This window comes from Bacillus sp. Marseille-P3661 (genome assembly GCF_900240995.1).
Classification (GTDB): domain Bacteria; phylum Bacillota; class Bacilli; order Bacillales; family Bacillaceae_J; genus OESV01.
Window position 1 is genome coordinate 600,664 of record NZ_LT965953.1, and the last position, 26,234, is coordinate 626,897.

General features: G+C 36.3%; 24 protein-coding genes, 1 pseudogene and 1 riboswitch. Of the genes and pseudogenes, 16 read left to right on the forward strand and 9 right to left on the reverse strand.

Annotation, left to right across the window (positions count from 1 at the left end; all coding sequences use genetic code 11):
* Window positions 1-180 precede the first annotated feature (180 nt).
* Window positions 181-1,476 carry an S-layer homology domain-containing protein gene (locus tag C1724_RS02695; RefSeq protein WP_102345196.1) on the forward strand — a complete coding sequence of 432 codons (1,296 nt, stop codon included), beginning with the start codon at window positions 181-183 and terminating at the stop codon, window positions 1,474-1,476.
* Between the two features lie 101 nt (window positions 1,477-1,577).
* A complete protein-coding gene (locus tag C1724_RS02700) occupies window positions 1,578-2,018 on the forward strand; it encodes a universal stress protein (protein ID WP_102345197.1) in 441 nt (146 codons plus the stop codon).
* A 191-nt stretch (window positions 2,019-2,209) separates the two neighbouring features.
* On the opposite strand, the gene C1724_RS02705 is transcribed toward C1724_RS02700, so the two are convergent.
* Together C1724_RS02705 and C1724_RS02710 are read right to left on the reverse strand one after the other, a co-directional pair.
* On the reverse strand, window positions 2,210-2,998 hold the full coding sequence (locus C1724_RS02705; RefSeq protein WP_102345198.1) for a TIGR00266 family protein: 789 nt from the start codon (window positions 2,996-2,998) through the stop codon (window positions 2,210-2,212).
* A 211-nt stretch (window positions 2,999-3,209) separates the two neighbouring features.
* Window positions 3,210-3,959, reverse strand: coding sequence for a TraR/DksA C4-type zinc finger protein (locus C1724_RS02710; protein WP_102345199.1), 750 nt, complete (start codon window positions 3,957-3,959; stop codon window positions 3,210-3,212).
* Window positions 3,960-4,394: 435 nt separating this feature from the next.
* Between C1724_RS02710 and C1724_RS02715 the strand changes: the two genes are divergently transcribed.
* From C1724_RS02715 to C1724_RS02745, 6 genes are all read left to right on the forward strand, one after another.
* Window positions 4,395-5,810: an isochorismate synthase gene (locus C1724_RS02715; RefSeq protein WP_102345200.1), complete on the forward strand. Its 1,416-nt coding sequence runs from the start codon at window positions 4,395-4,397 to the stop codon at window positions 5,808-5,810.
* Window positions 5,797-7,560, forward strand: coding sequence for a 2-succinyl-5-enolpyruvyl-6-hydroxy-3-cyclohexene-1-carboxylic-acid synthase (gene menD / locus C1724_RS02720; RefSeq protein ID WP_102345201.1), 1,764 nt, complete (start codon window positions 5,797-5,799; stop codon window positions 7,558-7,560). The genes C1724_RS02715 and menD overlap by 14 nt, the downstream gene beginning before the upstream one ends.
* Before the next feature lie 33 nt (window positions 7,561-7,593).
* On the forward strand, window positions 7,594-8,409 hold the full coding sequence (gene menH / locus C1724_RS02725; RefSeq protein WP_102345202.1) for a 2-succinyl-6-hydroxy-2,4-cyclohexadiene-1-carboxylate synthase: 816 nt from the start codon (window positions 7,594-7,596) through the stop codon (window positions 8,407-8,409).
* A gap of 43 nt (window positions 8,410-8,452) precedes the next feature.
* On the forward strand, window positions 8,453-9,274 hold the full coding sequence (gene menB, locus C1724_RS02730; RefSeq protein WP_102345203.1) for a 1,4-dihydroxy-2-naphthoyl-CoA synthase: 822 nt from the start codon (window positions 8,453-8,455) through the stop codon (window positions 9,272-9,274).
* Between the two features lie 269 nt (window positions 9,275-9,543).
* On the forward strand, window positions 9,544-11,010 hold the full coding sequence (locus tag C1724_RS02740; protein WP_102345205.1) for an o-succinylbenzoate--CoA ligase: 1,467 nt from the start codon (window positions 9,544-9,546) through the stop codon (window positions 11,008-11,010).
* Between the two features lie 103 nt (window positions 11,011-11,113).
* Window positions 11,114-11,413 (forward strand): rhodanese-like domain-containing protein, encoded by a 300-nt coding sequence (locus tag C1724_RS02745; protein ID WP_102345206.1) that lies wholly within the window; start codon window positions 11,114-11,116, stop codon window positions 11,411-11,413.
* Window positions 11,414-11,894: 481 nt separating this feature from the next.
* Here C1724_RS02745 and C1724_RS02750 read toward each other — a convergent pair whose 3' ends face one another.
* Window positions 11,895-12,155 carry a DUF6154 family protein gene (locus tag C1724_RS02750; RefSeq protein ID WP_102345207.1) on the reverse strand — a complete coding sequence of 87 codons (261 nt, stop codon included), beginning with the start codon at window positions 12,153-12,155 and terminating at the stop codon, window positions 11,895-11,897.
* 292 nt (window positions 12,156-12,447) lie between these two features.
* On the opposite strand from C1724_RS02750, the gene C1724_RS02755 reads away from it, so the two are divergent.
* Both C1724_RS02755 and ytkD read left to right on the forward strand, forming a co-directional pair.
* Window positions 12,448-12,759, forward strand: coding sequence for a hydrolase (locus C1724_RS02755; protein WP_102345208.1), 312 nt, complete (start codon window positions 12,448-12,450; stop codon window positions 12,757-12,759).
* Between the two features lie 129 nt (window positions 12,760-12,888).
* A complete protein-coding gene (gene ytkD / locus C1724_RS02760) occupies window positions 12,889-13,359 on the forward strand; it encodes an RNA deprotection pyrophosphohydrolase (protein ID WP_102345209.1) in 471 nt (156 codons plus the stop codon).
* 66 nt (window positions 13,360-13,425) lie between these two features.
* Here ytkD and C1724_RS26305 read toward each other — a convergent pair whose 3' ends face one another.
* On the reverse strand, window positions 13,426-13,503 hold the full coding sequence (locus tag C1724_RS26305) for a DUF3896 family protein (protein WP_142386540.1): 78 nt from the start codon (window positions 13,501-13,503) through the stop codon (window positions 13,426-13,428).
* Between the two features lie 303 nt (window positions 13,504-13,806).
* Between C1724_RS26305 and C1724_RS02765 the strand changes: the two are divergent.
* Window positions 13,807-14,928, forward strand: a pseudogene (locus tag C1724_RS02765) (sulfite reductase subunit alpha); the annotation flags it as partial.
* Between the two features lie 565 nt (window positions 14,929-15,493).
* Here C1724_RS02765 and C1724_RS02775 read toward each other — a convergent pair.
* Genes C1724_RS02775 through C1724_RS02785 form a run of 3 tightly spaced genes read right to left on the reverse strand, consistent with a single transcriptional unit; the run spans window position 15,494 to window position 18,074 of the window.
* Window positions 15,494-16,306: an ABC transporter permease gene (locus tag C1724_RS02775; RefSeq protein WP_102345212.1), complete on the reverse strand. Its 813-nt coding sequence runs from the start codon at window positions 16,304-16,306 to the stop codon at window positions 15,494-15,496.
* Window positions 16,287-17,063 carry an ABC transporter ATP-binding protein gene (locus C1724_RS02780; RefSeq protein WP_102345213.1) on the reverse strand — a complete coding sequence of 259 codons (777 nt, stop codon included), beginning with the start codon at window positions 17,061-17,063 and terminating at the stop codon, window positions 16,287-16,289. Before C1724_RS02780 ends, C1724_RS02775 begins: the two co-directional genes overlap by 20 nt.
* An 18-nt stretch (window positions 17,064-17,081) precedes the next feature.
* The gene (locus C1724_RS02785; protein ID WP_102345214.1) at window positions 17,082-18,074 is read right to left on the reverse strand and encodes an ABC transporter substrate-binding protein; all 993 of its coding nucleotides are present in this window, start codon (window positions 18,072-18,074) and stop codon (window positions 17,082-17,084) included.
* Between the two features lie 130 nt (window positions 18,075-18,204).
* Between C1724_RS02785 and C1724_RS02790 the strand changes: the two genes are divergently transcribed.
* Window positions 18,205-19,002, forward strand: a complete 798-nt coding sequence (locus tag C1724_RS02790) for an alpha/beta hydrolase family protein (protein WP_102345215.1) — start codon at window positions 18,205-18,207, stop codon at window positions 19,000-19,002.
* A gap of 51 nt (window positions 19,003-19,053) precedes the next feature.
* On the opposite strand, the gene pckA is transcribed toward C1724_RS02790, so the two are convergent.
* Complete coding sequence (gene pckA / locus C1724_RS02795) at window positions 19,054-20,640, reverse strand: phosphoenolpyruvate carboxykinase (ATP) (RefSeq protein ID WP_102345216.1); 1,587 nt, start codon at window positions 20,638-20,640, stop codon at window positions 19,054-19,056.
* Window positions 20,641-20,997: 357 nt separating this feature from the next.
* Window positions 20,998-21,162, forward strand: a riboswitch (SAM riboswitch).
* Window positions 21,163-21,429: 267 nt separating this feature from the next.
* Here pckA and metK point away from each other — a divergent pair.
* The 4 genes from metK (at window position 21,430) to C1724_RS02815 (ending at window position 25,463) form a co-directional block, all read left to right on the forward strand.
* A complete protein-coding gene (gene metK / locus C1724_RS02800) occupies window positions 21,430-22,626 on the forward strand; it encodes a methionine adenosyltransferase (RefSeq protein WP_102345217.1) in 1,197 nt (398 codons plus the stop codon).
* 245 nt (window positions 22,627-22,871) lie between these two features.
* Window positions 22,872-23,078 (forward strand): cold-shock protein, encoded by a 207-nt coding sequence (locus C1724_RS02805; RefSeq protein ID WP_102345218.1) that lies wholly within the window; start codon window positions 22,872-22,874, stop codon window positions 23,076-23,078.
* Between the two features lie 224 nt (window positions 23,079-23,302).
* Entirely contained in the window at window positions 23,303-23,503 is a 201-nt protein-coding gene (locus C1724_RS02810) for a cold-shock protein (RefSeq protein WP_102345219.1), read from the forward strand.
* Window positions 23,504-24,023: 520 nt separating this feature from the next.
* A complete protein-coding gene (locus C1724_RS02815; protein ID WP_102345220.1) occupies window positions 24,024-25,463 on the forward strand; it encodes a DEAD/DEAH box helicase in 1,440 nt (479 codons plus the stop codon).
* A gap of 191 nt (window positions 25,464-25,654) precedes the next feature.
* Here the strand turns inward: C1724_RS02815 and C1724_RS02820 are convergent, their stop codons facing one another.
* A complete protein-coding gene (locus C1724_RS02820; protein WP_102345221.1) occupies window positions 25,655-26,170 on the reverse strand; it encodes a gamma carbonic anhydrase in 516 nt (171 codons plus the stop codon).
* Window positions 26,171-26,234 lie beyond the last annotated feature (64 nt).

Genomic DNA, 26,234 nt, shown 5'->3' on the forward strand with positions numbered 1-26,234 from the left:
AAAACAGTGCAAAATCCAAGTAGATTTTGCACTGTTTTTTTGAATTTATAACAACAGCCCTATGAAAAATTACCTATTTTACCTAATTTCCAAAATTATCTATTAAACTCTAAATCTACTGTCTTTTAGTATGTTAAAATAAGATGATTGGAAAAAAATAGATACATAGGAGGCTTTCAAATGAAGAAAGTAACAATCTCAATAGCGCTCATTATCGCAATGATCGCTATTACTCCATTCGCGTCTGTAAGTGCAAGTACAGACACGATTAACCGTGGGGAATTTTTCAAACTAGTTGTTGATCACTTAGAATATGATGGATCAAATGTAAATGTAGAATTACCTTCAGATGTTGCTGCAAATTCTCCATTTGCAAACACTGTAAAGGTTTTAAAGCAAAAGAAAATTGTCGTGGGATTCCCGGATGGATCATTTAAATTAGATCAAAAAATTACACCTGTGGAAGCAAGTGCAGTAATTAGTCGAATATTAGCATTAAAAGGTGAAGATGTTAGCTCGAAGTTAGCAGCGAATTATGGTGTTCGTTTTGGTGATGAAAAGTATTTAACATCAGCGACAGCAAAAGCTGTAGTTACTAAAGCTTTAACTAGTGACAAAAGCGCTCGTGAATTAATGGATAAAATGGCCGTTGCCCAAAATGAACAAATCTCATTTAAAGCTACATCGGATATGTCTATGATAATGGACATGAATCTACCAGATTCCGAATCTGACGGTGTTCCGAATCCGATCACATTGGATGGCAGTATTACAATGATATTCAATAAAGAAAAAGGCATGTATCAGCAGATGAAAATATCCATGCCACTTCCTGAACAACAGGAAGTATCAGTGGAACAATACTTTGTCCCAGAAGGCATATTTATGAAAATCAAAGACCCGATTACAGGTCAGGATCAATGGATGAATATGAGTGAAGCGATGCCATTTGATTTTATAGCTCTAATGGAAATGAATGAAGAAAACTTAAAGATGAGTCAGGACCTCAATAATAAGTATTTCATTTACAAAGATTTAGGTTTAGATGAAATTGCTGGAAAGCAGCTACAAAAAATAATTTTTAGTGGTAAGATCGATTCAATCGAAGAAGTACTTGGCATGATGGGAAATATGCTGGGTGATCAATCTGTTCTATCAAGTCTTGAAGGTCTTCCGAATATGACTATGTCCATGAATGGAACAGTATGGATTGATAAAGAAACCTCTTTACCATACCGACAATTAATGGATTATGAAATCGTTTATGGCCAAAGTAATGATCCAGCAATGGCATCACCGATTGAAAAGATGAACTATGAATTGGATATGATTTATTCAGACTTTGGTCAAGTTAACGAGATTGTTTTACCAGAAGAAGCGTTAAGTGCAGAAGTATTGCCAGGTCTAAACCAGCTTGAAGAATTGGAAGACGCTGAATATCTTGAAAACGTTGAAGAGCCGCAGCCGCAATTATAAACACAGAATTGCAAGTTTCTTAAAATATTCATTTTTTCCTACTATACTATCAGAATTTACATTGTAAAATAATAGTAGAAATATATATAGGAGTGAATAATATGCTAACCTTTTATTCTAGAATTTTAGTGGCTTACGACGGTTCAGATTTAAGCAAGAAGGCTTTAGAGATGGCAATTACCCTTGCAAAACAAGATGAGAGAATTCAAGTTGATGTTGTAGGTGTATCAAATCCACCAACAGCGGCATCAATGGGCAGCTATGGTATATATAGTCAGGAATTAATCGAGGAATTAAAAGTAAGTGCTGCTAAGAGCTTAGATGATGTAAAAGTAATGTTATCTGAATTACCTAACAAAGCTTTTGCTGTTGTACTTGAGGGGAATCCTGGCAAAGTGATCGTTGAATTTGCTAATAAAAACAGTAGTGATCTAATCGTTATGGGAAGTCGAGGATTAAATGGTTTAGCGGAATTATTCTTAGGAAGCACAAGTCATTACGTTGTTCAACGTGCGCACTGTCCGGTGTTTATTGTAAAATAGGCTGTGCACTAAATTAACCAGTATTACTCTAGGGAAGATCGTTACCCAAAAGTAGTACTGGTTTTTTTGGTTTTCGTATTATTAAAAAAAGGCCATTGAAGGGAAACAGCAATAACATTTTTCAAGCTCCGAAAAGGAAGAAGAAACTTCTAATAATAGTAACTTATCACCAGTTGTACCATAACAAGTAACTACCGTTCAAACAAGTTGGAAATCCCCCCCAATATACTTCCTTCGCCTTTAGACTCTCCTCCAGGGCGTGATGCTGCTGCAAAGACCCTATCGGCTAAGCGACTAAATGGAAGTGATTGTACCCAAACTGTTCCAGGTCCTTCAACAGTAGCTAGAAATAATCCTTCGCCACCAAAAAAAGCTGTTTTTATTTTACCAACAAATTCAATATTATAATTTATCTCTTTAGTCATAGCTACAAGACAGCCAGTATCTATTTTTAATCGCTCGCCTGGTTGTAGATTTTTTTTATAAATCGTTCCACCTGCATGAAGAAATGATAATCCATCGCCATCAAGCTTTTGCATGATAAAGCCTTCACCACCAAAGAATCCTGCTCCCAGTTTCCGCTGAAATTCAACGCCAACAGATACGCCTTTTGCTGCACATAGGAAAGCATCTTTTTGACAAATAACTTTTCCACCTAATTCACTTAAGTCCATAGGTATTATTTTACCTGGGTATGGTGCGGCAAATGAAACATGTTTGATAGATCGACTTTGATTCGTGAAGACCGTCATAAATAAACTTTCGCCTGTTAATACTCGCTTTCCGGCTCCAAGTAGCTTTCCAAATAAACCATGTTGTGAGGACGCTCCATCGCCAAAGATCGTTTCCATTTCTATACCATCTTCAAGCATCATCATTGCACCAGCTTCTGCTATCGTACTTTCACCTGGGTCAAGTTCGATTTCAACGAACTGCATATCATCCCCGTGGAGTTTATACTCAATTTCATGCGAATTCATATCATTCCCTCCTATTTTTTCCAAAAGTATCTTACGGAAATACTATATCACGATTTATAAGAAAAATTGCTATGTACAAGAAAGTAATAGATAAATTTGGTTCGATATATCTTCCCATAAAAAAGAGGCGGTCCCAATTTAGAGATTCCCCTCTTTTGAATTCATTATATATTGAGGTTGTAACTCCGAAACCTTTGGGACAGCCAATTTTTTATTTGTCTTCATCAAACTCAAGCTCTGCTTGACCTAAGTTACCAACGACAGACATAACTTCTTCTTCATCCAAGCGTTCTTCATATTGTTCATGAACAGCGTTAGGATATACTCGAACGTTATTTCCATCTATGTCTGTTGCTATAAAGCTGTCGATTTCCTGTACATAACTAGTTGGTTCATCTTCTTCCACATACATACCATTATAGTCTAGCATGCTACGATCATTAAAATCGGATGGTGTTTCAGAGGTCCCATATTGTTCAACGTCTTGCCACGAATCTTCTGAGTCATAGAAGGTTGAATCTTTTTCGTCATATTCTAAGTCACCAAAAGGAGGTCCTAGTACATCTTCCTCGACAGGTCGCCGATGGGATACAACCTGATCAGGACTATGTTTTAAACAGTGTGTTGCTGTAGGCAGTGCTTCTAACCGTTCAACCGGAATATCTGCTTGGCATGTTTCACATTTCCCATATGAACCGTCTTCGATTCGGGCTAAAGCATGGTTAATATCCTTTAGTTCTTTTTCAAAATGCTCAACAAGGGCGATATCCTTCTCTCGCTCAAATAAGTCTGTTGCCGTATCTGCAGGATGGTTATCATAATGTGAGAGCTCACCGGTTGAATCGTTTGCAAATGATCTTTTGGTATCAAAGTAATCGGTTGCATGAAGGTCATTATCAATTTCTTGCTGTCGATCTAGTAAAGCTTTTCGAAGTGTTGAAAGTTTCTCTGAGGTAAGCATCACAAAACGCTCCTTTAGTCCAAATTCTCTCCCTCTCGATTAGTATAAGCAGATTGCATAAAATCATCCTTTTCACTTTTACTTTTAGAAATTTTAAAAATTAAACTTCGCCAAATTAGGAACGTTTTTTAGTAAAAAGGTAGCAAATAATTAAAGAATCTATGTAAGTGGTAGAAGTTAACAGCAAAAACATTTAAAATATAGTAAGAGAAGAATGGGTATAACATAGATATAGAGTGCTTTAACCTATATTGTTGACAGGTAAAATACACAGGTGTATCTTAAAATAGGTTGACGTCTGTTTTTTATTTATTTTCTTGATATGAACGGGTTTCTAAACTTCAATAGTATATATTGTTCGAACATATAATATTTACCTCAGAAAAACTTATCGATAAAAGTCATTATTCTAATGATACACTGGGGGGAGAAACAGTGATAACTATTCAGCATAGAGGATTACATAATAATGTAGCTCTTGGGGTTGAAAAAGCAAGAGTTTATTCTCGCTCAATACTTGTCAGTCAAAGTACAAAAGTCTCTTCAAATATAGATCCAATAAGTTTTTATCAAAGTGGAAAACACTATAAAGGTGAACGCGTGTATTGGAGTGCGCCTAATAGTGGTTTTTTAATGGTGGGCATTGGTAATGCATATACATTTAATGCCGATGCTAATGACTTTGAAAAACTTGAGCAAGAATGGAACGAATTAGTCGAGGAAAGCTTAATTGATATTCCGGAGAAGAGAACAGGAATCGGTCCAGTTGTACAGGGTGCTTTTTCATTTGATCCTAAAAAGGAAAAAACAAATCTGTGGCGGAATTTCCCTGTTGCAAAGTTGACTATACCAACTTTTTTATTAACGATATCGAATAATGAAGTTTGGTTTACAATTAATACAATTGTTAAGGATACAACAAATATTGATTCACTTGTAAGCTCATTAGTTGAAGAACAAAATCAGCTATTGAATAATTCGACTAGTGGCTATTCAGGAGGTTTAGGTCAAACCTTTACAAAGATAAAGGAAGTATCTAAAGAACAGTGGATTGTTTCAGTTGACAAAGTAGCTCGCCAAATACGCCAACATGAAATAGAAAAAGTTGTATTAGCTAGAGAAATTCGTATTGAAAGTGATCTATCCTTTTTAGCAGAGGATATTTTAAATAGGTTAAGAGCTGAACAACCGACTAGCTATATTTTTGCTCTAGAAAGTGGTGAAGACTGCTTTATTGGTGCATCTCCAGAGCGCTTAGTTAAAAAGGAAGGAACTGAAGTTCTTTCAACATGTTTAGCTGGATCAATAGCTAGAGGGAAAACGACTGCTGAGGACGATGTGCTCGGTAATCTACTTCTAAATGATGAAAAAAACTTACATGAGCATAATGTAGTTGTTCGTGCTATTACGACTGCATTTAAACAATGCTGTGAACAAATTAGCATTCCAGAAAAGCCTGTTTTGTATAAAGTCAGAGATATTCAGCATTTATATACTCCTGTAGTAGGGAAAATCAAAGATAATGTTTCTTTATTAACGTTAGTACAAAAGCTCCATCCAACACCAGCATTAGGTGGTTATCCACAACAAGAAGCTCTACAAAAAATTCGCGAGGTTGAAGCGCTAGATCGCGGTTTATACGCAGGGCCAATTGGTTGGCTTGATACGAATGGAAATGGAGAGTTTGCAGTTGCTATCCGATCTGGCTTATTACAAGGAAAAGAGGCATCACTTTTTGCTGGATGTGGTATTGTCGGTGATTCTGATCCTTCAAGTGAGTATCGAGAAACACAAATAAAATTCAGACCAATGCTTTCGGCATTAGGAGGATCATTTAATGATATCAAGTAATGCATTAACAGCCTATGTGGCTGCTTTTATTGATGAATTAGTTCGATCAAATGTAAAACAAATAGTTGTAAGTCCAGGCTCTAGATCAACTCCAATTGCAATGGTAGCAGCTGACCATCCAGATATGAAGGTATGGCTTAATGTAGATGAACGTTCAGCTGCTTTTTTTGCTTTAGGAATTGCGAAGGCCAGTAGACAGCCTGTTGCGATTGTTTGTACGTCAGGTACAGCTGTTGCGAATTATATGCCTGCTATTGTCGAAGCAAAAGAATCGCAAATTCCACTTATTGTCTTAACAGCGGATCGTCCGCATGAACTAAGGGATATTGGAGCTCCGCAGGCTATTGATCAAATACATATTTTTGGAAAACAAGTCAAATGGTTTGTGGAGATGGCAATACCTGAAGATACACCAGAAATGTTACGGTATGTACGAACTGTAGCCGCACGAGCAGTTTCGACCGCGATTCTTGGGCCAAGTGGTCCAATCCACTTGAATTTTCCTTTTAGGGAGCCGCTAACTGCCGTTATTGAGGACGACGAGATATGGCGGGCGGGGTTAGAAAATAGAAAACAGTTCGTGAAAGTAGACCATTCACATAAGATCCCCGAAGCTCTTCAAATTGACACCTTAGTGAAAACATTACAAAACAGTAAAAAAGGGATCATTATCTGTGGACCTTATGATAGGCCTGAATTTGCACCTGCTGTTGTAGCATTGGCAGAGAAAATTGGGTTTCCAATTTTGGCTGACCCTTTATCACAATTGCGGAGCGGTTTGCATTCAAAAGATTTAATTATTGATAGCTATGATGCTTTTTTAAGAGATGAACAAATTGCAACAAATCTTATACCAGAAACTGTAATTCGATTTGGAGCGATGCCAGTATCCAAAGCACTTACTTTATTTTTGAAAAGAAATCCGCAAATCCACCAATTTATGATTGATGGTGACGGTTTATGGCGAGATCCAACTTTACTAACATCTAGTGTCATGCATGCGGACCCAACTTTATTTTGTGAAAAATTAGTAGATAGTTTTTCAAAAAATGATATTAGTAGTGATTCCCAATGGTTGAATACTTGGACAGCTGTTGATCAAATAGCAGGAGAGTCTTTACAGCAACTAGGTAATGCCTCAGAACAGTTTGAGGGAAATGTCATTCTTCAATTAGCTGATTGCTTGCCATCAGATTCTACATTGTTTGTTGGGAATAGTATGCCAATTAGAGATGTCGATTCCTTTTTCTTAGCTAATGAGCAAAGCATCCGTGTCCTGGCTAATCGGGGTGCTAACGGGATCGATGGAACAATCTCTAGCGCACTAGGAGCAAGTACAGTATCCGAACCCCTTGTTCTTGTTTTAGGGGATTTAACATTTTATCATGATTTAAACGGATTGCTTGCTGCCAAGCTGCATCACTTAAATGCAACGATAATCATTATTAATAATGATGGTGGTGGAATATTTTCATTCTTACCACAAGCCAATCACCCTAAAAACTTTGAATTATTGTTTGGTACGCCGTTAGGTTTAGATTATCGTTATGTTGTTGAAATGTATGGAGGACAATTCACAAGAATTGGAGATTGGAATGATTTTAAAGACGTTGTCCAAAAATGCATACAATCTAAAGGCCTTCAGGTTATTGAGATTCATACAAACCGGGATACTAATGTTCAAAAACATCGAGAAATCTGGCAGAAAACGAATGAAAGTATAAAAGCTAGCTGGAATCATATTGAATAAAGCAATGTTTGCTTTATTTATTGAGGTGTTTAAATGTTCCTAAATTTAAATGGTGTTGAGTATTATGTGGAAGTCCATGGAAAAGGTGAACCACTACTTCTACTCCACGGGTTTACCGGATCAGGAAAGGATTGGCACCCATTTATTGAACAGTGGAAAACTGATTTTCAACTCATTGTAGTTGATATTATTGGGCATGGTAAAACAGAACAACCTGCTGATCATGCTCGTTATTCGATCGAAGCTGTAGCCAACGACCTCGTGGAAATGTTAAATCTATTAAATATTAACCACACTTCAATTTTAGGCTATTCCATGGGTGGGCGACTTGCACTAACTTTTACTGTATTGTTCCAGGAAAGAGTGCGTGCATTAATATTAGAAAGTAGTTCACCAGGTTTAAAGACGAATGAAGAGCAAGAGGATAGAAAAACCAAGGATCATTCCCTAGCTGATAAAATTGAAAAGGGTGGAATTGAGGCGTTTGTTGATTTCTGGGAAAGGATCCCTTTGTTTGCATCCCAAGCAACTACATTACCTCCTGATAACAGAGAATCACTTCGAAAGGCTCGTTTGCAGAATCAGCCGTTAGGACTAGCGAATAGTTTGCGCGGCATGGGTACTGGGGAACAGCCATCTTGGTGGTCTCGATTAAAAGAGCTTACCATTCCCGTACTACTATTAGCGGGAGAATGGGATGAAAAATTTTGCAATATCAACAAATCTATGAATGTGCAGCTAAACAATTCCAAATTTGTAATTGTAAATGATGCCGGGCATGCAATTCATATGGAACAACCTAGCATTTTTGGTAAAATAATAATAGACTATTTAAAGGACAACCTATAAAATAGTCAAAAGAGAAAGAAACATATGTTAAGGAGGATAAAGAATGGCAACAGTTGAGTGGGTAGCTAAACGTACATATAGTGAGGTTCTGTATGAAACTTATAATGGAATAGCAAAAATTACGATCAATCGACCTGAGGTTCACAATGCGTTCACACCGCGAACAGTAAGTGAGTTGATTGATGCATTTGCAGATGCTCGTGACGACTCTGAAATTGGAGTTATTATTTTAACAGGTGCAGGCGAAAAAGCATTTTGTTCAGGTGGAGACCAAAAGGTCCGCGGTCATGGCGGCTATGTAGGAGATGACCAAATACCTCGTTTAAACGTTCTAGATTTGCAGCGTTTAATCCGTGTAATTCCTAAGCCGGTTATTGCAATGGTAGCGGGATATGCTATTGGCGGAGGGCATGTTTTGCATATCGTATGTGATTTAACTATTGCTGCTGAAAATGCGGTATTTGGACAAACAGGTCCAAAAGTAGGTAGCTTTGATGCTGGATATGGCTCAGGCTATTTAGCTCGTATCGTAGGACATAAAAAAGCACGTGAAATTTGGTACCTATGCCGCCAATACAATGCCCAAGAAGCATTAGATATGGGCTTAGTGAACACAGTAGTACCACTTGAGAAGTTAGAAGAAGAAACAATTCAATGGTGTAATGAAATTCTTGAAAAATCACCAACCGCAATTCGTTTCTTAAAAGCAGCTTTCAACGCGGATACAGACGGTTTAGCGGGGATCCAACAATTCGCAGGAGATGCAACTTTACTTTACTATACAACAGATGAAGCGAAAGAAGGCCGCGACGCCTTTAAAGAAAAACGCACACCAGACTTTAAGCAATTCCCTCGTTTTCCATAGAAAAGCGAAAGCGCCTTGGTTAGCCCCGACAGGCAAATGTTCTTCTGACGAAGAAGTCGATAGACTTCACGAGGAAGAAGGTTATTTGACCCCGAGGGGCTAGGCGCTGAAGCTAGACAAGAAAAGCGAAAGCGCCTAAAATTATAAGACAGCTTTGCAGGACATTTCATATCTGCGAAGCTGTCTTTTATTTATATTTTAAGTGTGTTTAAATGAAAAGAGTACAAAAATAAAAAAAGTATATAAATGTACGAAAGGTTGAGTTGAAGGTGCAAAGTGAGTTATTACCTAATTGGTTACAAAAACGTGCTGAGCTATCACCCAAACGTAAAGCACTTATAACAGAAGACAAGACTTGGACTTTTATAGAGTTACATGAACAGGCAAAAAAAATGGCTCAAAAATTAACAGCGCTAGGGATTAAAAAAGATGATCATGTTGCGCTTTTAGTGGATAATCAACCAGAGTTTGTGTTTCTTCTTCATGGCATTGAATACGTTGGTGCAGTTGCAGTTCTACTAAATACAAGGTTGTCCTCATATGAAATTGTATGGCAAATACAAGATTCAAATACAAAACTGGTGATATATAATACTAAACATGCTAACAAAATGGCCAATGAAGGGGTTTCAGCAAAGAGAATGTCGATCGAAGAATTCCTTGATGTACGAGAAGAATCACTTACGATAGAGCAAGAGTGGCAGCTAGATAGATTACATACAATCATTTATACATCTGGAACAACAGGAACACCAAAAGGAGTTATGCTGTCGTACGGAAATCATTGGTGGAATGCGGTTGGTTCTTCATTAAATTTAGGAATGCATACAAATGATTGTTGGCTATGCGCGTTGCCACTATTCCATGTTAGCGGCTTATCTATTTTATTGCGAAGTGTGATTTATGGCATCCCGGTTGTTTTGCTTGAGAAGTTCTCACCTTCAAAAGTTAATGAAGTAATTGCCAGCCAAAATGTTTCTATAATATCTGTTGTTAGTCAAATGCTTATAAACATGCTCGCAGATTTAGGGGAGAAAAAGTATCCTAGTTCTTTGAGGTGTGTGTTATTAGGAGGAGGTCCCGCACCGAAACCTTTATTAGATACATGTGTGGTAAAAGGTATTCCTGTCTTTCAAACATATGGCATGACCGAAACTGGTTCTCAGATCGTAACGTTAAGTTCGGAATATATGTTGGAAAAAGTAGGTTCTGCAGGGAAACCACTTTTTCCTGCGCAATTACGGATTGAAAAAGACAATAGCATTCTAGGTCCAGGTATGGCAGGAGAAATTGTTGTAAAAGGTCCTAGTGTAACGAAAGGATATTGGAGAAACAAACATGCTAGTAACAAATCGATATTGAATGGATGGCTCTATACAGGTGACATTGGTTACCTTGATGAAGATGGATTTTTGTATGTCCTTGACCGCCGCAGTGATTTGATTATTTCTGGTGGAGAAAATATTTATCCAGCTGAAGTTGAATCAGTGTTGTTAGCATACCCTGGTATAATAGAGGTTGGGGTGGCTGGTGTTGATGATATTAAATGGGGCCAGGTTCCAGTTGCATTTGTAAAAACGGCTGATGGAAAGGACGTTATTGTGGAAGAACTTTTATCATTTTGTGCAGAGCGACTTGCTAAATATAAAGTGCCTTCACAAGTATACTTTGTAGACGAGTTGCCTAGAAATGCATCTAATAAACTAATGAGACATAAGTTGAAAGAGCTTTTGTAGGTGGGAAAGTAAAATCAATTGACTTTAGATAAAGTTTGAAATAAAATACCTGAAGTGGTAGGGGATGGAAGTTTTAAAATTTTATGTAGGAGTGATTAAGTAAATGGAAACGATAACACCAGCAGAAGTTGCGCAATTACTAAAATCGGATGCTAAGCCAAGTATAATTGATGTACGGGAGCATGAGGAGGTGGCTTTAGGCAAAATTCCAGGTGCTAGGCATATTCCTTTAGGTGAGTTACAGGTAAGGTTAGAAGAACTAGACAAAGATCAAGAGCATATATTAGTTTGTCATTCAGGTGGTAGAAGTGGAATGGCAACAAATTATATGACTAATTTAGGATATAAAGTAAAGAATATGGTTGGTGGAATGCTTGAGTGGGAAGACGAAATTGAAGCATAGATCTCCGATTGCATAGTTTATTAACCAAAGGTACGGATGATCAATCTGTGCCTATTTTTACATAAAAAAGGCGCATGTACTCACATGCGCTAACATAGGGAGAAAATATTTATTAATCAATAACTGATTACAAATACCATTATACCCAGATTATACAATAAATAATCGTTAAATGAAATAGGTTTGAAATATTTCTGTAAATAATTAATTATAATTGAAAATTTTTGTTTGATAGTAAAATTATACGTAAGATACCATATTTATTAAAAAATAATGTAAACGTTTGCAATATTTATGTTGGGAAAGAAATCAATAATTAAAAATAAGAATGTTATTGCAATATGGTTATAATATAAAAGTAATGTACAAGCTAATTTATAGATTATAGAATGTATTGATCAATCTGTAAATTCTAAACATGATAGCGAAAGTATATTTTTATAAAAATAGTAAATTATTAAATTCTAAATATGTACTTGAATTAATGTAAATTTTTAATTTCATCAATAGAAGGCATTTGACTTTGTCCAATTCCATCTTGTGCCATTTTGCTTTTAAACTTTTCTAGCATGTATAGTCCAACCATGCTATATAGCTCCTGTTCGCCCATTTCTTCAATTAACTCTAAAATATCTTTACGGTTTAATGATTCTAAAACAGAAAAAACAATGATATCTGCATCTTCATCGTCACCCGTTAGAATATGCCGATACATATTATACAAATCATCAATTAATTTCATATTAACACCTCTTTTTTTATATTAAGTTTTATTATTTACAAATGTGAAAAATTCGGTACTAATATTCTTCAATATTTAGCATCCCAATTCCTCTTTAAATGATGCATATTTTTCAGAAACAATTTATATTCCTGTTTTTTTTACTTTTATTATAAATAATTTCTTCTTATCCGTGTATTATCTATAAAAAAGTCTTTATATGAATATTTAACCGTTACTAATGGAAAAAGTAAATAAAAGCGGGCAATTTATTTTAAAAGTGTATTAATACATCTATTGAGGAGCGGATTGAATGGAAAAGAAAACATATTATATCGCTGTAGGCTCTAGAGAAATTTCTCAATTCCAGGGAGGATCACCATACGAGCTGGAAATTGAAGCAACAGATGAAGAAGTGCGACAACTCCGCGAATTATTTGATGAAATCTATGCTGCTGATTGGATGAGTTTCTGGAGAGCACATGTACCGTATGTTCAATATCATCATGATAAAGAAAATGAACTTATAGATAATGATTTAAAAAAGGTTTATCAAAAACTACATGACCTAGGTAAACCTGAAACAAAAGAGCATATTGAATCGATGGGTATTTTAGATGCATAGTAAGATTATTCACTCTAATTTGTATTAGAGTGTTTTTTTTATTATTTCTTTTAAAACTTTAAGATCTCTTTTTGATTAAAAGCATACCTCCGTGTTATGATTATAAAAAAGACAAAAATGGAGTCAAGTATGATTACATTTCGAGATTATTATGATAACGCTGTTCAACTTTCTTTTGAAAATCAGCCATTTTCAGAGCACCCGAAACACGTCTGGGTTATATGTACATTCAATGGAAAGTGGTTATTAACCATACATAAAAATAGAGGAATCGAATTTCCAGGAGGAAAAGTTGAAAAAGGGGAAACACCGGAAGAGGCAGCACACCGTGAGGTAATGGAGGAAACGGGTGCATCTATTTCCAATATGTTTTATATTGGTCAATATCGTGTTGATGGTAAAGCCGACACAATAATTAAAAATATTTATTATGCTGAAATTGATAAACTTTATACAAGAAAAGATTACTTCGAAACAGAAGGTCCGGTTATTTTAGAGGAATTACCTGAAAACATTAAATTAAATAGCGAGTTTAGTTTTATGATGAAAGATCAAGTTTTAACAGAAAGCTTAAAACAAATAAAGAGACTTTCGCTATGAATACATTTTTAATTAACGGCAAAAAATAAATAAGAAACACTAAAAAGGAGCAAATGCTTGCGCTCCTTATGGACCGCATTCATAATGGTTCATATCAGTTAATTCAATTATATATTCATAGTTCCTATTGTTTTTGATGTTTATATTCTTCGGTAGATAAGTTTAAATCTTTGCTTTTATGATTTTATTTTTGGTTTTATAACTAAGCTTTCTTTGGTTTTGTTTATCTACCTTTATTATACATAAAATAGTAAAGGCAATTTCTTTAGTTTAATATAAAAAGCTGACTTTTTTCACATCTATGTAAATTATCTGTTTTTGTAATTAGTGAAAAAAAGCACAACTAAATTCCTTTTTTTGTGCTATTATTTAGGTATACAACATAATGAGGTGAAGAGTATGCAAGTTACTGCAGAAAAAAATAATGAAGACAAAAATGTAACAATAACATATTCAAGAGCGAATCCTTTTCAAGCTAAAGTTCTTGAAAATATTAATTTAAATGGACCTGGATCAAATAAAGAAACTAGACATATTGAATTATCATTAGAAGGATCTGGACTATCCTATAAACCAGGCGATGTCCTTGGAGTTCTCCCTGAAAATGATCCAGAGTTAGTAACAGCTATTCTTGAAGAAATGAAGTGGGATGGTGAACAGCCTGTAACAATTAATAAACAGGGTGACAAACTGCCTTTAAAGGAAGCATTAACAACATACTTTGAAATTACTGCAATTTCTAAAAAGATTGTGCAACAGGCTGCTGAATTAACAGATAATGAAAAAATTCAACACGTTGTGCAAAATGCAGATGAACTAAAGGAATACACTAATGGTCGCGATTTACTTGATTTGTTGCGCGACTTTGGTCCATGGAAAGCATCTGCAGAGGAAATAGTGGCATTGTTAAGAAAAATGTTACCACGCTTATATTCAATTGCTAGTAGCTTTGCCGCTAATCCTGGAGAAGTACATTTAACAATTGGTGCTGTACGTTATATGGCACACGGACGTGAGCGAAAAGGTGTTTGTTCTGTACATTGTGCAGAGCGTCTTAATGTAGGTGATACAGTTGCAGTATTTACACAGCAAAATAAACACTTTAATCTTCCTGAGTCTCAAGATGCAGATATTATTATGGTTGGTCCTGGTACAGGTATCGCACCATTCCGTTCGTTTATCCAAGAACGCGCAGTAAATAAAGCGAACGGGAAATCTTGGTTATTCTTTGGTGATCAACATTCATCATCTGATTTCTTATATAAAGATGAGCTAGAAAAGTATCAAAAAGATGGGATTCTAACAAAAATTGATGTAGCTTTCTCACGTGATACTGATCAAAAGATATATGTACAGCACAAAATGCTTGAAAATAGCAAGGAATTATTCGAATGGTTAGAAAAGGGAGCATACTTCTATGTTTGTGGAGATAAGCAATTTATGGCAAAAGATGTTCACAATGCGCTTATTGACGTAATCGAAAAAGAAGGTGCAATGTCACGCGAAGATGCAGAAGCATATTTAGATAAAATGCAAAAAGACCATCGTTACCAACGTGATGTTTATTAATAAATTGCAGTAATAATATAAAAGAGCAACACTATGGCCTAGCAGCTAATAGTGTTGCTCTTTTTATTTTCTTCTCGTTATCTTCCTTCATGGCTGATCAAACGACTTCCGCTTTTCTATTTGTCCAGTTCCAGCGCCTGGCCCCTCGGGGTCAAAGACGCACAGGATGTGCTAATACCAGCGTTGCGACAGGATGTCGCGAATTTAGCCGGTGCTTGCCTGTCGGGGCTGCCCAAGGCGCTTACACATTTCTACATTGTCCAGCTACAGTCGATAGCCCTTTGTGAAAAATAACCTTTCCCCGGCTATTGAGGAAAACCACCTCATATCCGTTGAAAGAACACGACGCACAGGACGTGCTAGTACCGGCGTTGCGACAGGATGTCGCGGTTTTAGCCGGTGCTTTCCTTCAGGGCTGCCCAATCGACCTCCGCTTTTCTATTTGTCCAGTTCCAGCGCCTAGCCCCTCGGGGTCAAATAACCTTCCTCCTCGTGAAGTCTATCGACTTCTTCGTCGGAAGAACATTTGCCTGTCGGGGCTGCCCAAGGCGCTTACACATTTCTATCAATAATCATTTTTAATGATTTTTTTTTCTAGCCATTCTACTGCTTGGTACATAATGGTCGCAAAGATTGCAATGACGATCAAACTCATTAAAACTAGCGTAAAGTTAAAAACCTGAAAGCCGTAAATTATTAAGTAGCCTAGTCCTTTAGCGGATACAAGGAATTCTCCAACGATAATTCCAACCCAAGAAAGTCCGACATTTACTTTCAGTGTTGAAATAATAGTTGGGAATGATGAAGGTAAAACAGCGTGTTTAAAGGTTTGCCCCTTAGTTGCTCCAAATGTTTGCATAACTTTTATATAATTAGGATCAACTTCCTTAAATGAAGTGTATACGACGATTGTTGTAATGATTACCGAAACTAAGGCTCCCATTGCAATGATAGATGTGTATCCTGGACCGAGGGCAACAATAAGAATTGGTCCCAGGGCAACTTTAGGCATCGCATTTAATATGACTAAATAGGGGTCTAATATATTTGATAGTCTTGGCGACCACCAAAGAATCGCGGCTAGGATGGAACCTAATAACGTTCCTAAAACAAATCCTGCAACTGTTTCTAAGACGGTTACTTGAAGATTATTTATAAGTGTACCATCTATAATTTTCGAGACTAGCAAATCCCACACTTTTGTTGGTGAACTGAAAATAAGCGGGTCGATCCATTTATTGTTACTTGAAACCTCCCAAAGTAGGAAAAATGCTATGAAAATGAGAAACTGCCAGAATCTGACCCATCGCTTTTCATTTTTGAGATTCTCCAAATATTTAAAATGAAGGAGTTTGGTATTAAGTGGTTTTTGATTCAAGGTTGTTCAACTCCTCCCAAATTTGCTGAAAAAGCAATGAATAGTTTGGATGTTGCCTTGCATCAAAAGGTTTTAATTGTTTTAATTCATTCGGTACATTAAATACTTTAGCGATTTCGCCCGGATTTGCTTTTAGTAAATAAATGCGGTCGCTCATTGCAATTGCTTCTCCGATGTCATGGGTTACTAGAATGGCAGTTTTATTATATTCCTTAAGGGTTGCAGACACTAAATCTTCTAATTTAAGTTTCGTTTGAAAATCTAATGCAGAAAACGGCTCATCCAGTAATAGTATCTTTGGGTCCGTAGAAAGAGTTCTTACTAATGCCACCCTTTGTCTCATACCACCAGAAAGTTGGTTTGGATATTGTTTTTTTACATTTCCGAGATTCATGGCTTTTAATAGTTCTAAACAACGTTGGTGGTTTTCAGTTGTGTATTTATTCATAATTTTAAGGCCTAATGTTATATTTTCTTCGATGGTTTTCCATGGAAAAAGATAATCCTGCTGTAGCATGTAACCAATCATGGTTTTGAGTTCATTGATGTGAATGCCACCGATTTTTATCGTGCCGTATGTTGGGTGAATTAACCCGGCAATAATAGATAGCAAAGTCGTTTTACCACACCCACTCGGACCGAGTAGAGAAACGAATTCGCCTTCCTCAATTGTAATAGAGATATCTTTTAGAACGGTTGTTGCAGTCTTGGGTGTAAAATAAGTATGATGAATTTTATCGACTTCTAGAAAACTCATTGAGGATAACCCTCCCTCCTATTCTGCTAATATCTTTTCAGCAATTTCTGTGTTTACTAATGTACTGTGATCTACACGCTTTGGTAATTCACCTGCTTCATCCATAATGTTTTGTAGGTTATCCCACTCTGCCACGTCTAATATAGGATCAGTTGCAAAAGAACCTTGACTCTTGTAGCGGTCGACTACCATTTCAATAATATCAAGGGATGTATCTTCAAAATATGGGGCAATCACTTCAGCCACTTCAGCTGCGTTTGTTTCTTGTACCCATGTTTGTGCTTTATAAAGTGCCCTTGTGAACTTTTCTATTCTTTCAGGGTTATCATTCATATAGCTTTCTTTTGCCATAAAGGTAGTGTAAGGTACATGGCCTGATTCTGTACCAAATGATGCAATAATATGCCCCTTGCCCTCTTTTTCAAAGATACTAGCTGTTGGTTCGAATAACTGAACATAATCACCCGTACCAGATGCAAAGGCACTTGGAATATTTGCAAAGTCAATGTTTTGAATTAAATTTAAGTCATCATGAGGATTAATGCCATGTTGTTTAAGAACATATTCACCAACCATTTGTGGCATCCCGCCTTTACGTTGACCAAGAAATGTACTTCCTTTTAATTGATCCCAAGAGAAGTTATCCACTTTTTCGCGAGCAACAAGGAATGTTCCATCAGTTTGGGTTAGTTGGGCAAAGTTAATGACAGGGTCATTAGAGCCTTGAGCATATACGTAAATAGATGTTTCGGAACCAACAAGGCCAATATCTGCTCCATCTGAAAGTATAGCTGTCATTGTTTTGTCCCCGCCCCATGCTGTTGTCAGGTCAATTGTAAGACCCTCTTCCTCAAAAAAGCCTTTTTCCAAGCCGGCATAAAGTGGTGCATAGAAAATAGAACGAGTTACTTCAGATACTCTAATTGTTTGTGCTTTATTAGTTGAACATGCAGTAAGTGCAATGATTAAGATAAAAGACAGTGCCAAAGTGAAAATTTGACGTATATTCATAAAAAGTACCCCCTAATAGATGAATCTAAAATAGACTATGTTGGTATGATAAAATGTGTGTATGCCTATAAAAAATTAGTAACTATTTAGGAGCAGTTAAATAGTACGAAGAGAAGAGCGGTGATTTACGTTGGAAAATGGTGAAATCATTTATAAACAAAAATATCCTTCACCACATCCACGGATTGAAGTTTATTTAGTAACTTATATAAGTGATGGATTAAAGGTAAAGGGATTTTTAGCGGAACCAACATGGAAATCTAATGATAAGACCGGATTATTTCCTGGTTTTTTATATTTACGTGGCGGTATTAAAAATGTAGGGATGGTACGCTTAGCGCGAATTACACAATTTGCTTCAGAGGGTTTTGTTGTAATGGCTCCTTTTTATCGAGGTAATTGCGGAGGAGAGGGCTTTGAAGACTTCGGTGGAGAAGACCGAAAAGATGCATTATATGCATTAGATCTATTAAAACAACATCCACTTGTCAATAATGAAAAGCTCCATGTATTTGGTTTTTCACGTGGTGGAGTAATGGCGCTTACTGTAGGAATAGAACGGCCGGATATTACGTCGCTTGTGACTTGGGGGGGCGTATCAGATATGGCCCTTACCTATCGTGAGAGAGTAGACTTAAGAAGGATGATGAAAAGAGTAATTGGTGGCACACCTGAGAAGGTTCCGGATCGATATAGCTGGAGAACACCTCTTAATTTTATCGAAGAACTAAAGGCTCCAGTATTAATTATTCATGGTGCTAAAGACCAAAATGTCTCGGTTGATCACGCCTATTTATTAGAAAAAAAGTTACTAGAGCATAACCATCCCTTTTCTAGTTGGATATATCATGATCATACACATTATTTCCCACCACAAATCAATCGGAAGGTAGTACGTGAATTGACAAAATGGATGAATGAAAAATAAAAAAAGAAGGTATACTACCTGTGAATACAGGCAGAATACCTTCTTTAAAAATTATTTTACTAATGGACCAGCGTTTTTAATATCTTCTGAGATACCTGAGAACTTGCTGAAGTTTTCATTGAATTTTTGAGCTAATTCAGTTGCATTTTGTACATATGCAGCCTCATCAGCCCATGTTTTCATTGGTTGTAAAACTTCATCAGGTACACCTGGGCAGTGTAAAGGAATTTGTAATCCGAAAATAGGGTCTTGTACAGTCTCAACAGCATCTAATTCTCCTTCTAGTGCTGCGCGAACCATCGCTCTTGTATATGAAAGATTCATACGTTTCCCTACACCATATTCTCCGCCAGTCCAGCCAGTGTTAACAAGAAAAACACTTGTCTGATATTGATCAATTTTTTCTCCAAGCATTTCTGCATAAACTGAAGCTGCTCTTGGTAAGAAAGGTGAACCGAAGCAAGTAGAGAATACAGCTTGAGGTTCTGTGATTCCACGCTCAGTTCCAGCTAATTTACTCGTATATCCACTGATGAAGTGGTACATTGCTTGTTCTTTAGTCAAACGACTGATTGGAGGTAATACACCACTAGCGTCTGCAGTTAAAAAGATGATTGTATTTGGATGGCCAGCAATACTAGGGTCTACAATATTATCAAGTGCTTGCATAGGATAAGCAGCACGAGTATTTTCAGTTAATGTAGCATCATCATAATCTGCTATTCTACTATTTTCATTAAGTACAACGTTTTCTAAGACAGAGCCAAAACGAATAGCATCCCAAATTTGCGGTTCTTTTTCTTGAGAAAGATTGATGCATTTTGCATAGCATCCGCCTTCAATGTTAAAGACACCGTTGTTTGACCAACCATGCTCATCATCACCGATTAAGCGACGAGTTGCCTCAGCAGAAAGGGTTGTTTTACCGGTTCCAGATAACCCGAAAAATAAAGCAACATCACCCTCTTGGCCAACGTTAGCAGAACAATGCATTGGTAAAACATGTTTTTCTGGTAATAAATAATTCATTACTGAAAAAATTGATTTTTTCATCTCGCCTGCATATTCTGTACCACCAATTAGGACAACTTTGCGTTCAAATGAAATAATAATGAATGTTTCTGACGCTGTACCATCAACAGCAGGATCAGCTTTGAAGTTTGGCGCAGAAATAACTGTAAATTCAGCTTCATGTGTTTTAAGTTCTTCTTCTGTAGGGCGGATAAATAGCTGGTGTGCAAACAGATTATGCCAAGCAGATTCATTGATTACTTGCATTGGTAAACGGTATTTTGGATCTGCACCTGCGAAACCCTTGAAACAGAATATTTCGCCTTGAACATGTAAATAGTGCAACACTTTTTGATATAATGCATCGAAAACCTCAGGTGAGATTGGTTGGTTAACGGAACCCCAATCAATGCTGTCTTTTGAAGATGCTTCTTCAACAATAAATTTATCTTTTGGTGAGCGGCCAGTGTATTTTCCAGTAGTTGCACAAATGGCTCCAGTTGACGTTAAGACGCCTTCTCCGCGGGCTAAAGTTTTTTCAACTAATACTGGAACTGAAGGATTATGATGTACATTTGCCCCGCTAAGTACATCCTTTAATTCGATGCGATTGCTAACTGAATTCATAAACAAAACCATCCTTTTTTAATTTTAGCTTATTCTTATTCTTTATGTTGATTAGTATAACATATTCAAATTAATAGTCTATACTATTTGTGATTTCTTTCACTGATTTGTTAATTTTTTTAATTTTCGGTTTAAATATAGCTTATGTCATTTGAACTCGTAAAGTGAATATGGTTGCTTATATAATAAGGAAAAAATTAATCAAAACTATTCAATCTTATATATAAAGGAGATAACGATTTGTCCAAATAGCATAACCTATAAGGCCAGTATAAGTATTTCTAATTTTTTCTATTTTTGGTGGATATTAATTGACAAGCTGTATACCCTGCGATATTATAGGGCGGAACGGATACTCTCTTATCCCGAGTTGGTGGAGGGGGACAGGCCCTAGGAAACCCGGCAACCGAGACTATTAATGGTAATTTAATTTTTACTCATAAGTAAAAATTAATTGAACAACCTAATAATAGTTATAAGGTGCTAACCTGTGGCAAGGCAATTCGCCTTGAACGATAAGAGTGAAAGGCTAAGACATTTCAAACCTTTCCTCAAAAATGGAAAGGTTTTTATTATACTATCTGAATTAATATGTTATTCCGGATGATAGTATAAGGAAAACTAAAGCTATGCTAAAGGACTTACAGAGCAAGTTTTTCTAATGTTAATCACTAATCACTAAATCAAATAGCAAAAGCCATAATCAAGTTTGTTATAACCACCTCTTAAAAAAGGGAATGAGTACCGTTAACTTGATAATCGATTTTTAATAGGAGGTACATTAAAAAAATGACAAAAAATCGTCGTTTATTTACTTCGGAATCAGTTACAGAAGGACATCCAGATAAGATTTGTGACCAAATATCAGATTCCATTCTTGATGCAATTTTGGCTAATGATCCTAATGCACGTGTAGCTGCCGAAACATCTGTTACTACGGGGTTAGTTTTGGTAGCTGGAGAAATTACGACTACTACATATGTGGATATTCCCAAAATTGTTCGCGATACTGTGAAAAATATAGGCTATACTCGTGCAAAGTATGGATTTGACTATGAAACATGTGCAGTATTAACATCAATTGATGAACAATCACCAGATATAGCCATGGGTGTAGACAAAGCATTAGAAGCACGTGAAGGACAAATGACTGAAGAGGAACTTGATGCAATTGGTGCAGGAGACCAAGGCTTAATGTTTGGGTTTGCTTGTAATGAAACACCTGAATTGATGCCACTTCCTATTTCATTAGCACATAAATTAGCACGTCGTTTAACAGAGGTTCGTAAAAAAGATATTCTTCCTTATTTACGCCCTGATGGTAAAACACAAGTGACTGTAGAATATGATGAAAATGACAAACCAAAACGCATTGATACAATTGTTATTTCTACTCAACATCATCCGGAAATTACTTTAGAACAAATTAAACGTAACTTAATAGAACATGTGATTAAGCCGGTTGTTCCAAGCGAGCTTATTGACGAAAACACAAAGTATTTCATTAACCCAACTGGCCGCTTTGTAATTGGTGGTCCTCAAGGGGATGCTGGTTTAACAGGTCGAAAGATTATTGTAGATACTTACGGTGGATATGCACGTCATGGTGGGGGTGCTTTCTCAGGTAAAGACCCTACAAAGGTTGACCGATCTGCTGCTTATGCAGCTCGGTATGTTGCAAAAAATATTGTTGCGGCAGGACTTGCTGAGAAATGTGAAGTGCAACTTGCTTATGCGATCGGTGTAGCACATCCTGTTTCAATTTCGATTGATACATTTGGAACTGGTAAAGTTTCTGAAGAAAAATTAGTTGAAGTTGTTCGTAATAACTTTGATCTACGTCCAGCTGGAATTATTAAAATGTTAGACCTACGTCGCCCAATTTATAAGAAAACTGCTGCATATGGTCATTTTGGTCGTACTGACATTGATGTGCCATGGGAAGCTACAGATAAGGCTGAAGCTCTAAAAAGTGAAGCTTTATAATATTTTTTTAAGAGGATAAAAAAGCGTTAGTGGCGCTACTTTTTATCCTTTTTCATATTTTTTTAGAGATATTTTTAGCTTCTTGGTATAAATGCCAATTTTAGGTTATAATGTAATAAAGGGACCAATATTTATATCTACTTATTATAAACTACATCACGATGTGTTGTTGTTTTTATAATAAGTTTATTTTTTTACTATAGGTAGGTTCATTATTGAGCCTAATCAATGGAAGGTGTGTTGAAATGGCATTCGGTAGAAGAAACGTTGAAGAGGTTGTCACAGAGGAAACAAAAGTATGGGAATGTACATCCAATGAGTGTAATTGTTGGGTTAGGGATAACTTTAAAAGTAGTGAACAGCCCGTGTGTCCTATTTGTGAAAGTGAAATGAGCGAGACGACCAAAATGTTACAAGTTGTTGAAAACCATAGTAAACATAATTTCAAATAAAAGTAAAAAGAATTGACTTTATTAAAGATATACGATAGTATTTAAAGTACGCTATTAAGTTCGTTTATTAATAATTTGGATATACCTCGTAAGTCGTAACTACAGAAGTGTGGGCGATTTTTATGTTGTCCTCTTCTAGTTACGACTTTTTTGATGCTTGTAACGGAAAATTATGTAAATAAACACTTATGGTGATAATTATAATATAATGGAGGAATTTTCCCATGGTAGCAGGTAAAGTTAAATGGTTTAATGCAGAAAAAGGCTTTGGATTTATCGAAGTTGAAGGTGGAGATGATGTATTCGTACATTTCTCAGCTATTCAAAGCGAAGGCTTTAAGTCTTTAGATGAAGGCCAAAACGTTACTTTTGAAATCGTTGATGGAAATCGCGGACCACAAGCTGCAAACGTTCAAAAGGCATAATTGACTGTAGATAAAGGGTGATACTTTTCTCTAAAAGTATCACTTTTTATTTGTAAGAGAAAATGTATTGTAAGATAATGGCTTATATTTTAATCTAATTTGGGCTAGAGCTTTTTAACTTCGGCTTTCATACATTACCTTCTTGAAAAATCTTCTTAGTTTATTCAACTTTTTTCTTCTAATTTAACAAATCATTCCAATTGTTTAAAATTATTTACTAAAAAATCTTTGGAGAGAGGAGTCGCTAGAAGTAAGTACTTGTTTTTGGTTTTTTAAAATCCTGATTCATAGTGGCGCGGCCGAGGAGCCGTAAAGATGGGAGAGAGGTAGGGCTTCCGTTGTTTTAGGTTTCAACCAAATAATTTCTTAATTTTTAATGAACATTAGGAAAAAATAATAAGAGGTAATGCTAATGGTCTTTGAATTAACATACATTCGAAAAGGCTATGTTCTGCTGAGGACAAGAAATAAAAGTAAATTATATGTAAATAATATGTAAAAAAATAAGGGGGAACTTTTTATGAGTAATTTTAATGATTTTAATATCAGTAAAGAAGTTTTACAAGCTTTATCAAATATGGGATTTGAAGAGCCGAGTCCGATTCAAGCTGAGGCAATTCCTATCGCGATAACTGGTAGAGATATGCTAGGTCAAGCCCAAACTGGTACAGGGAAGACAACAGCATTCGGTGTTCCGATTATTGAACATGTTGATTTAAGTATAAATACAATTCAAGGTCTTGTTCTAGCTCCGACGCGTGAATTAGCGGTACAGGTGGCTGAAGAATTGAATAGAATTGGCCAAGTAAAGGGTGTACGTACGTTGCCTATTTATGGTGGACAAGATATTAATCGCCAAATAAAAGCTCTAAAGAACAAACCGCACATTATTGCAGCGACACCAGGAAGATTGCTTGATCACATTAAGAGGAAAACGATTCGATTAAATCAAATAAAAATGGTTGTTTTAGATGAAGCGGATGAAATGCTTAATATGGGATTTATCGAAGATATCGAGATGATTTTAAGTGAAATTTCAAGCGATCATCAAACGATGTTATTTTCAGCAACTATGCCTAAACGAATTCAAACACTATCTGAAAAATTTATGGATAACCCTGCGCTAGTTAAAATTAAGGCGAAGGAATTAACTGTCAAAAATATTGAACAACATTATATTGAGGTTCAGGAAAAGAAAAAGTTCGATGTACTATGTAATCTTTTGGATATCCAAGATCCTGAGCTTGCGATCGTCTTTGGTCGTACTAAGAAACGTGTAGACGAACTTGTGGAAGGGCTTATTAAACGCGGATATTCGGCAGAGGGCATTCACGGTGATATTCCTCAAGCAAAAAGAGATCAGGTTATTCGCCGTTTTAAAGAACAAACGATAGAAGTAATGGTAGCTACCGATGTGGCGGCTCGAGGTCTTGATATTAGCGGTGTTTCTCATGTATATAACTTTGACATTCCTCAGGATCCTGAAAGTTATGTACACAGAATCGGCAGAACTGGGCGTGCGGGGAAAAAGGGATTGGCTGTAAGCTTTGTAACGCCAAGAGAAACAAGTCAATTAAAAACTATTGAAAATGTTACAAAAACTAAAATCACAAGAAAGCCTATTCCATCTTACGACGATGTTGTTGCGGGGAATCAACAAGCAGCAATTGACCGATTGATGGAGGTAATCGAAAAAGGTGATCACCTCCAACAAAAGCAAGTAGCTGAAAATTTATTGGATGAAGTGGATTCTGTTACTATTGTTGCTGCAGCACTTAGACTTTTAACAAAACAACCTGATGCAACACCAATCGTATTATCTGAAGTTACACCGATACGTGTTAAAAGAGAAAGCTTTAACAATAAACGTAGTAATAGAGATAATCGTGGTGGAAATAGGAATAATACTCGTAGTGGCAGTAGAGAACGAGATAGCCGTAGAAGAAATCGTGCTCGCTAATGGATGGTGAGTTAGGCATTTTTTATAGTGAGGTAAAAAGGCAAACTAAATAAATGTTTAAAATACACATGAGCTTTTTGAAGTCTCATGTGTATTTTTTTGTTTTGATTTGATTAATGTTGTAACCCGGAACGTGTAAGGTAGTAGTGACTTTCTTTGACAGCCTCGAACTCGGCACAGGTTTGTCCCTCTTACCTACCTTGTAAGCCTTTGTAAAATTGACCTTTTTCTACATATTCGCGGCGAATTCGTGCCATGTCTTTTTTATCTTCCTCAGTTAATTCTCGGACAACTTTGGCGGGCCTGCCAAATGCTAGTGTATTAGGTGGGATTTTTTTACCTTGTGGAACTAAACTACCGGCCCCAATAAACGCTCCTTCGCCAATTTCCGCTCCATCTAGGACAGTTGAACCCATCCCAATTAGAGCTTCCTTTCTAATGATCGAACTATGCAAGATCACCATATGCCCAACTGTAACATCATCCTCAATAATAAGTGGGTTATTAGGGCTTTGATGGAGAACAGAATTATCTTGTATATTAACACGGTCCCCGATTATTGTAGGTGCAACATCCCCGCGTATAGAAGTGTTAAACCATATACTAGACATATCGCCAATCGTTACATCACCCGTAATTGTTACATAATCAGCTATAAAAGCTGTCTCTGCGATTTTTGGATACTTTCCTTTGAATTCATAAATCATAATAGTGTACCATCCTTTTTTATTAGCTTATAAAAATAATTAATCGAAAATGTGGTTGAATGAA

Excerpts from the sequence above, each read along its gene's own strand:
- C1724_RS02695 (WP_102345196.1), top strand. The coding sequence starts at position 181 with ATGAAGAAAGTAACAATCTCAATAGCGCTCATTATCGCAATGATCGCT.
- C1724_RS02700 (WP_102345197.1), top strand. The coding sequence starts at position 1,578 with ATGCTAACCTTTTATTCTAGAATTTTAGTGGCTTACGACGGTTCAGAT.
- C1724_RS02705 (WP_102345198.1), bottom strand. The coding sequence starts at position 2,998 with ATGAATTCGCATGAAATTGAGTATAAACTCCACGGGGATGATATGCAG.
- C1724_RS02710 (WP_102345199.1), bottom strand. The coding sequence starts at position 3,959 with ATGCTTACCTCAGAGAAACTTTCAACACTTCGAAAAGCTTTACTAGAT.
- menD (WP_102345201.1), top strand. The coding sequence starts at position 5,797 with ATGATATCAAGTAATGCATTAACAGCCTATGTGGCTGCTTTTATTGAT.
- menH (WP_102345202.1), top strand. The coding sequence starts at position 7,594 with ATGTTCCTAAATTTAAATGGTGTTGAGTATTATGTGGAAGTCCATGGA.
- menB (WP_102345203.1), top strand. The coding sequence starts at position 8,453 with ATGGCAACAGTTGAGTGGGTAGCTAAACGTACATATAGTGAGGTTCTG.
- C1724_RS02745 (WP_102345206.1), top strand. The coding sequence starts at position 11,114 with ATGGAAACGATAACACCAGCAGAAGTTGCGCAATTACTAAAATCGGAT.
- C1724_RS02750 (WP_102345207.1), bottom strand. The coding sequence starts at position 12,155 with ATGAAATTAATTGATGATTTGTATAATATGTATCGGCATATTCTAACG.
- C1724_RS02755 (WP_102345208.1), top strand. The coding sequence starts at position 12,448 with ATGGAAAAGAAAACATATTATATCGCTGTAGGCTCTAGAGAAATTTCT.
- ytkD (WP_102345209.1), top strand. The coding sequence starts at position 12,889 with ATGATTACATTTCGAGATTATTATGATAACGCTGTTCAACTTTCTTTT.
- C1724_RS02780 (WP_102345213.1), bottom strand. The coding sequence starts at position 17,063 with ATGAGTTTTCTAGAAGTCGATAAAATTCATCATACTTATTTTACACCC.
- C1724_RS02785 (WP_102345214.1), bottom strand. The coding sequence starts at position 18,074 with ATGAATATACGTCAAATTTTCACTTTGGCACTGTCTTTTATCTTAATC.
- pckA (WP_102345216.1), bottom strand. The coding sequence starts at position 20,640 with ATGAATTCAGTTAGCAATCGCATCGAATTAAAGGATGTACTTAGCGGG.
- metK (WP_102345217.1), top strand. The coding sequence starts at position 21,430 with ATGACAAAAAATCGTCGTTTATTTACTTCGGAATCAGTTACAGAAGGA.
- C1724_RS02805 (WP_102345218.1), top strand. The coding sequence starts at position 22,872 with ATGGCATTCGGTAGAAGAAACGTTGAAGAGGTTGTCACAGAGGAAACA.
- C1724_RS02810 (WP_102345219.1), top strand. The coding sequence starts at position 23,303 with ATGGTAGCAGGTAAAGTTAAATGGTTTAATGCAGAAAAAGGCTTTGGA.
- C1724_RS02815 (WP_102345220.1), top strand. The coding sequence starts at position 24,024 with ATGAGTAATTTTAATGATTTTAATATCAGTAAAGAAGTTTTACAAGCT.
- C1724_RS02820 (WP_102345221.1), bottom strand. The coding sequence starts at position 26,170 with ATGATTTATGAATTCAAAGGAAAGTATCCAAAAATCGCAGAGACAGCT.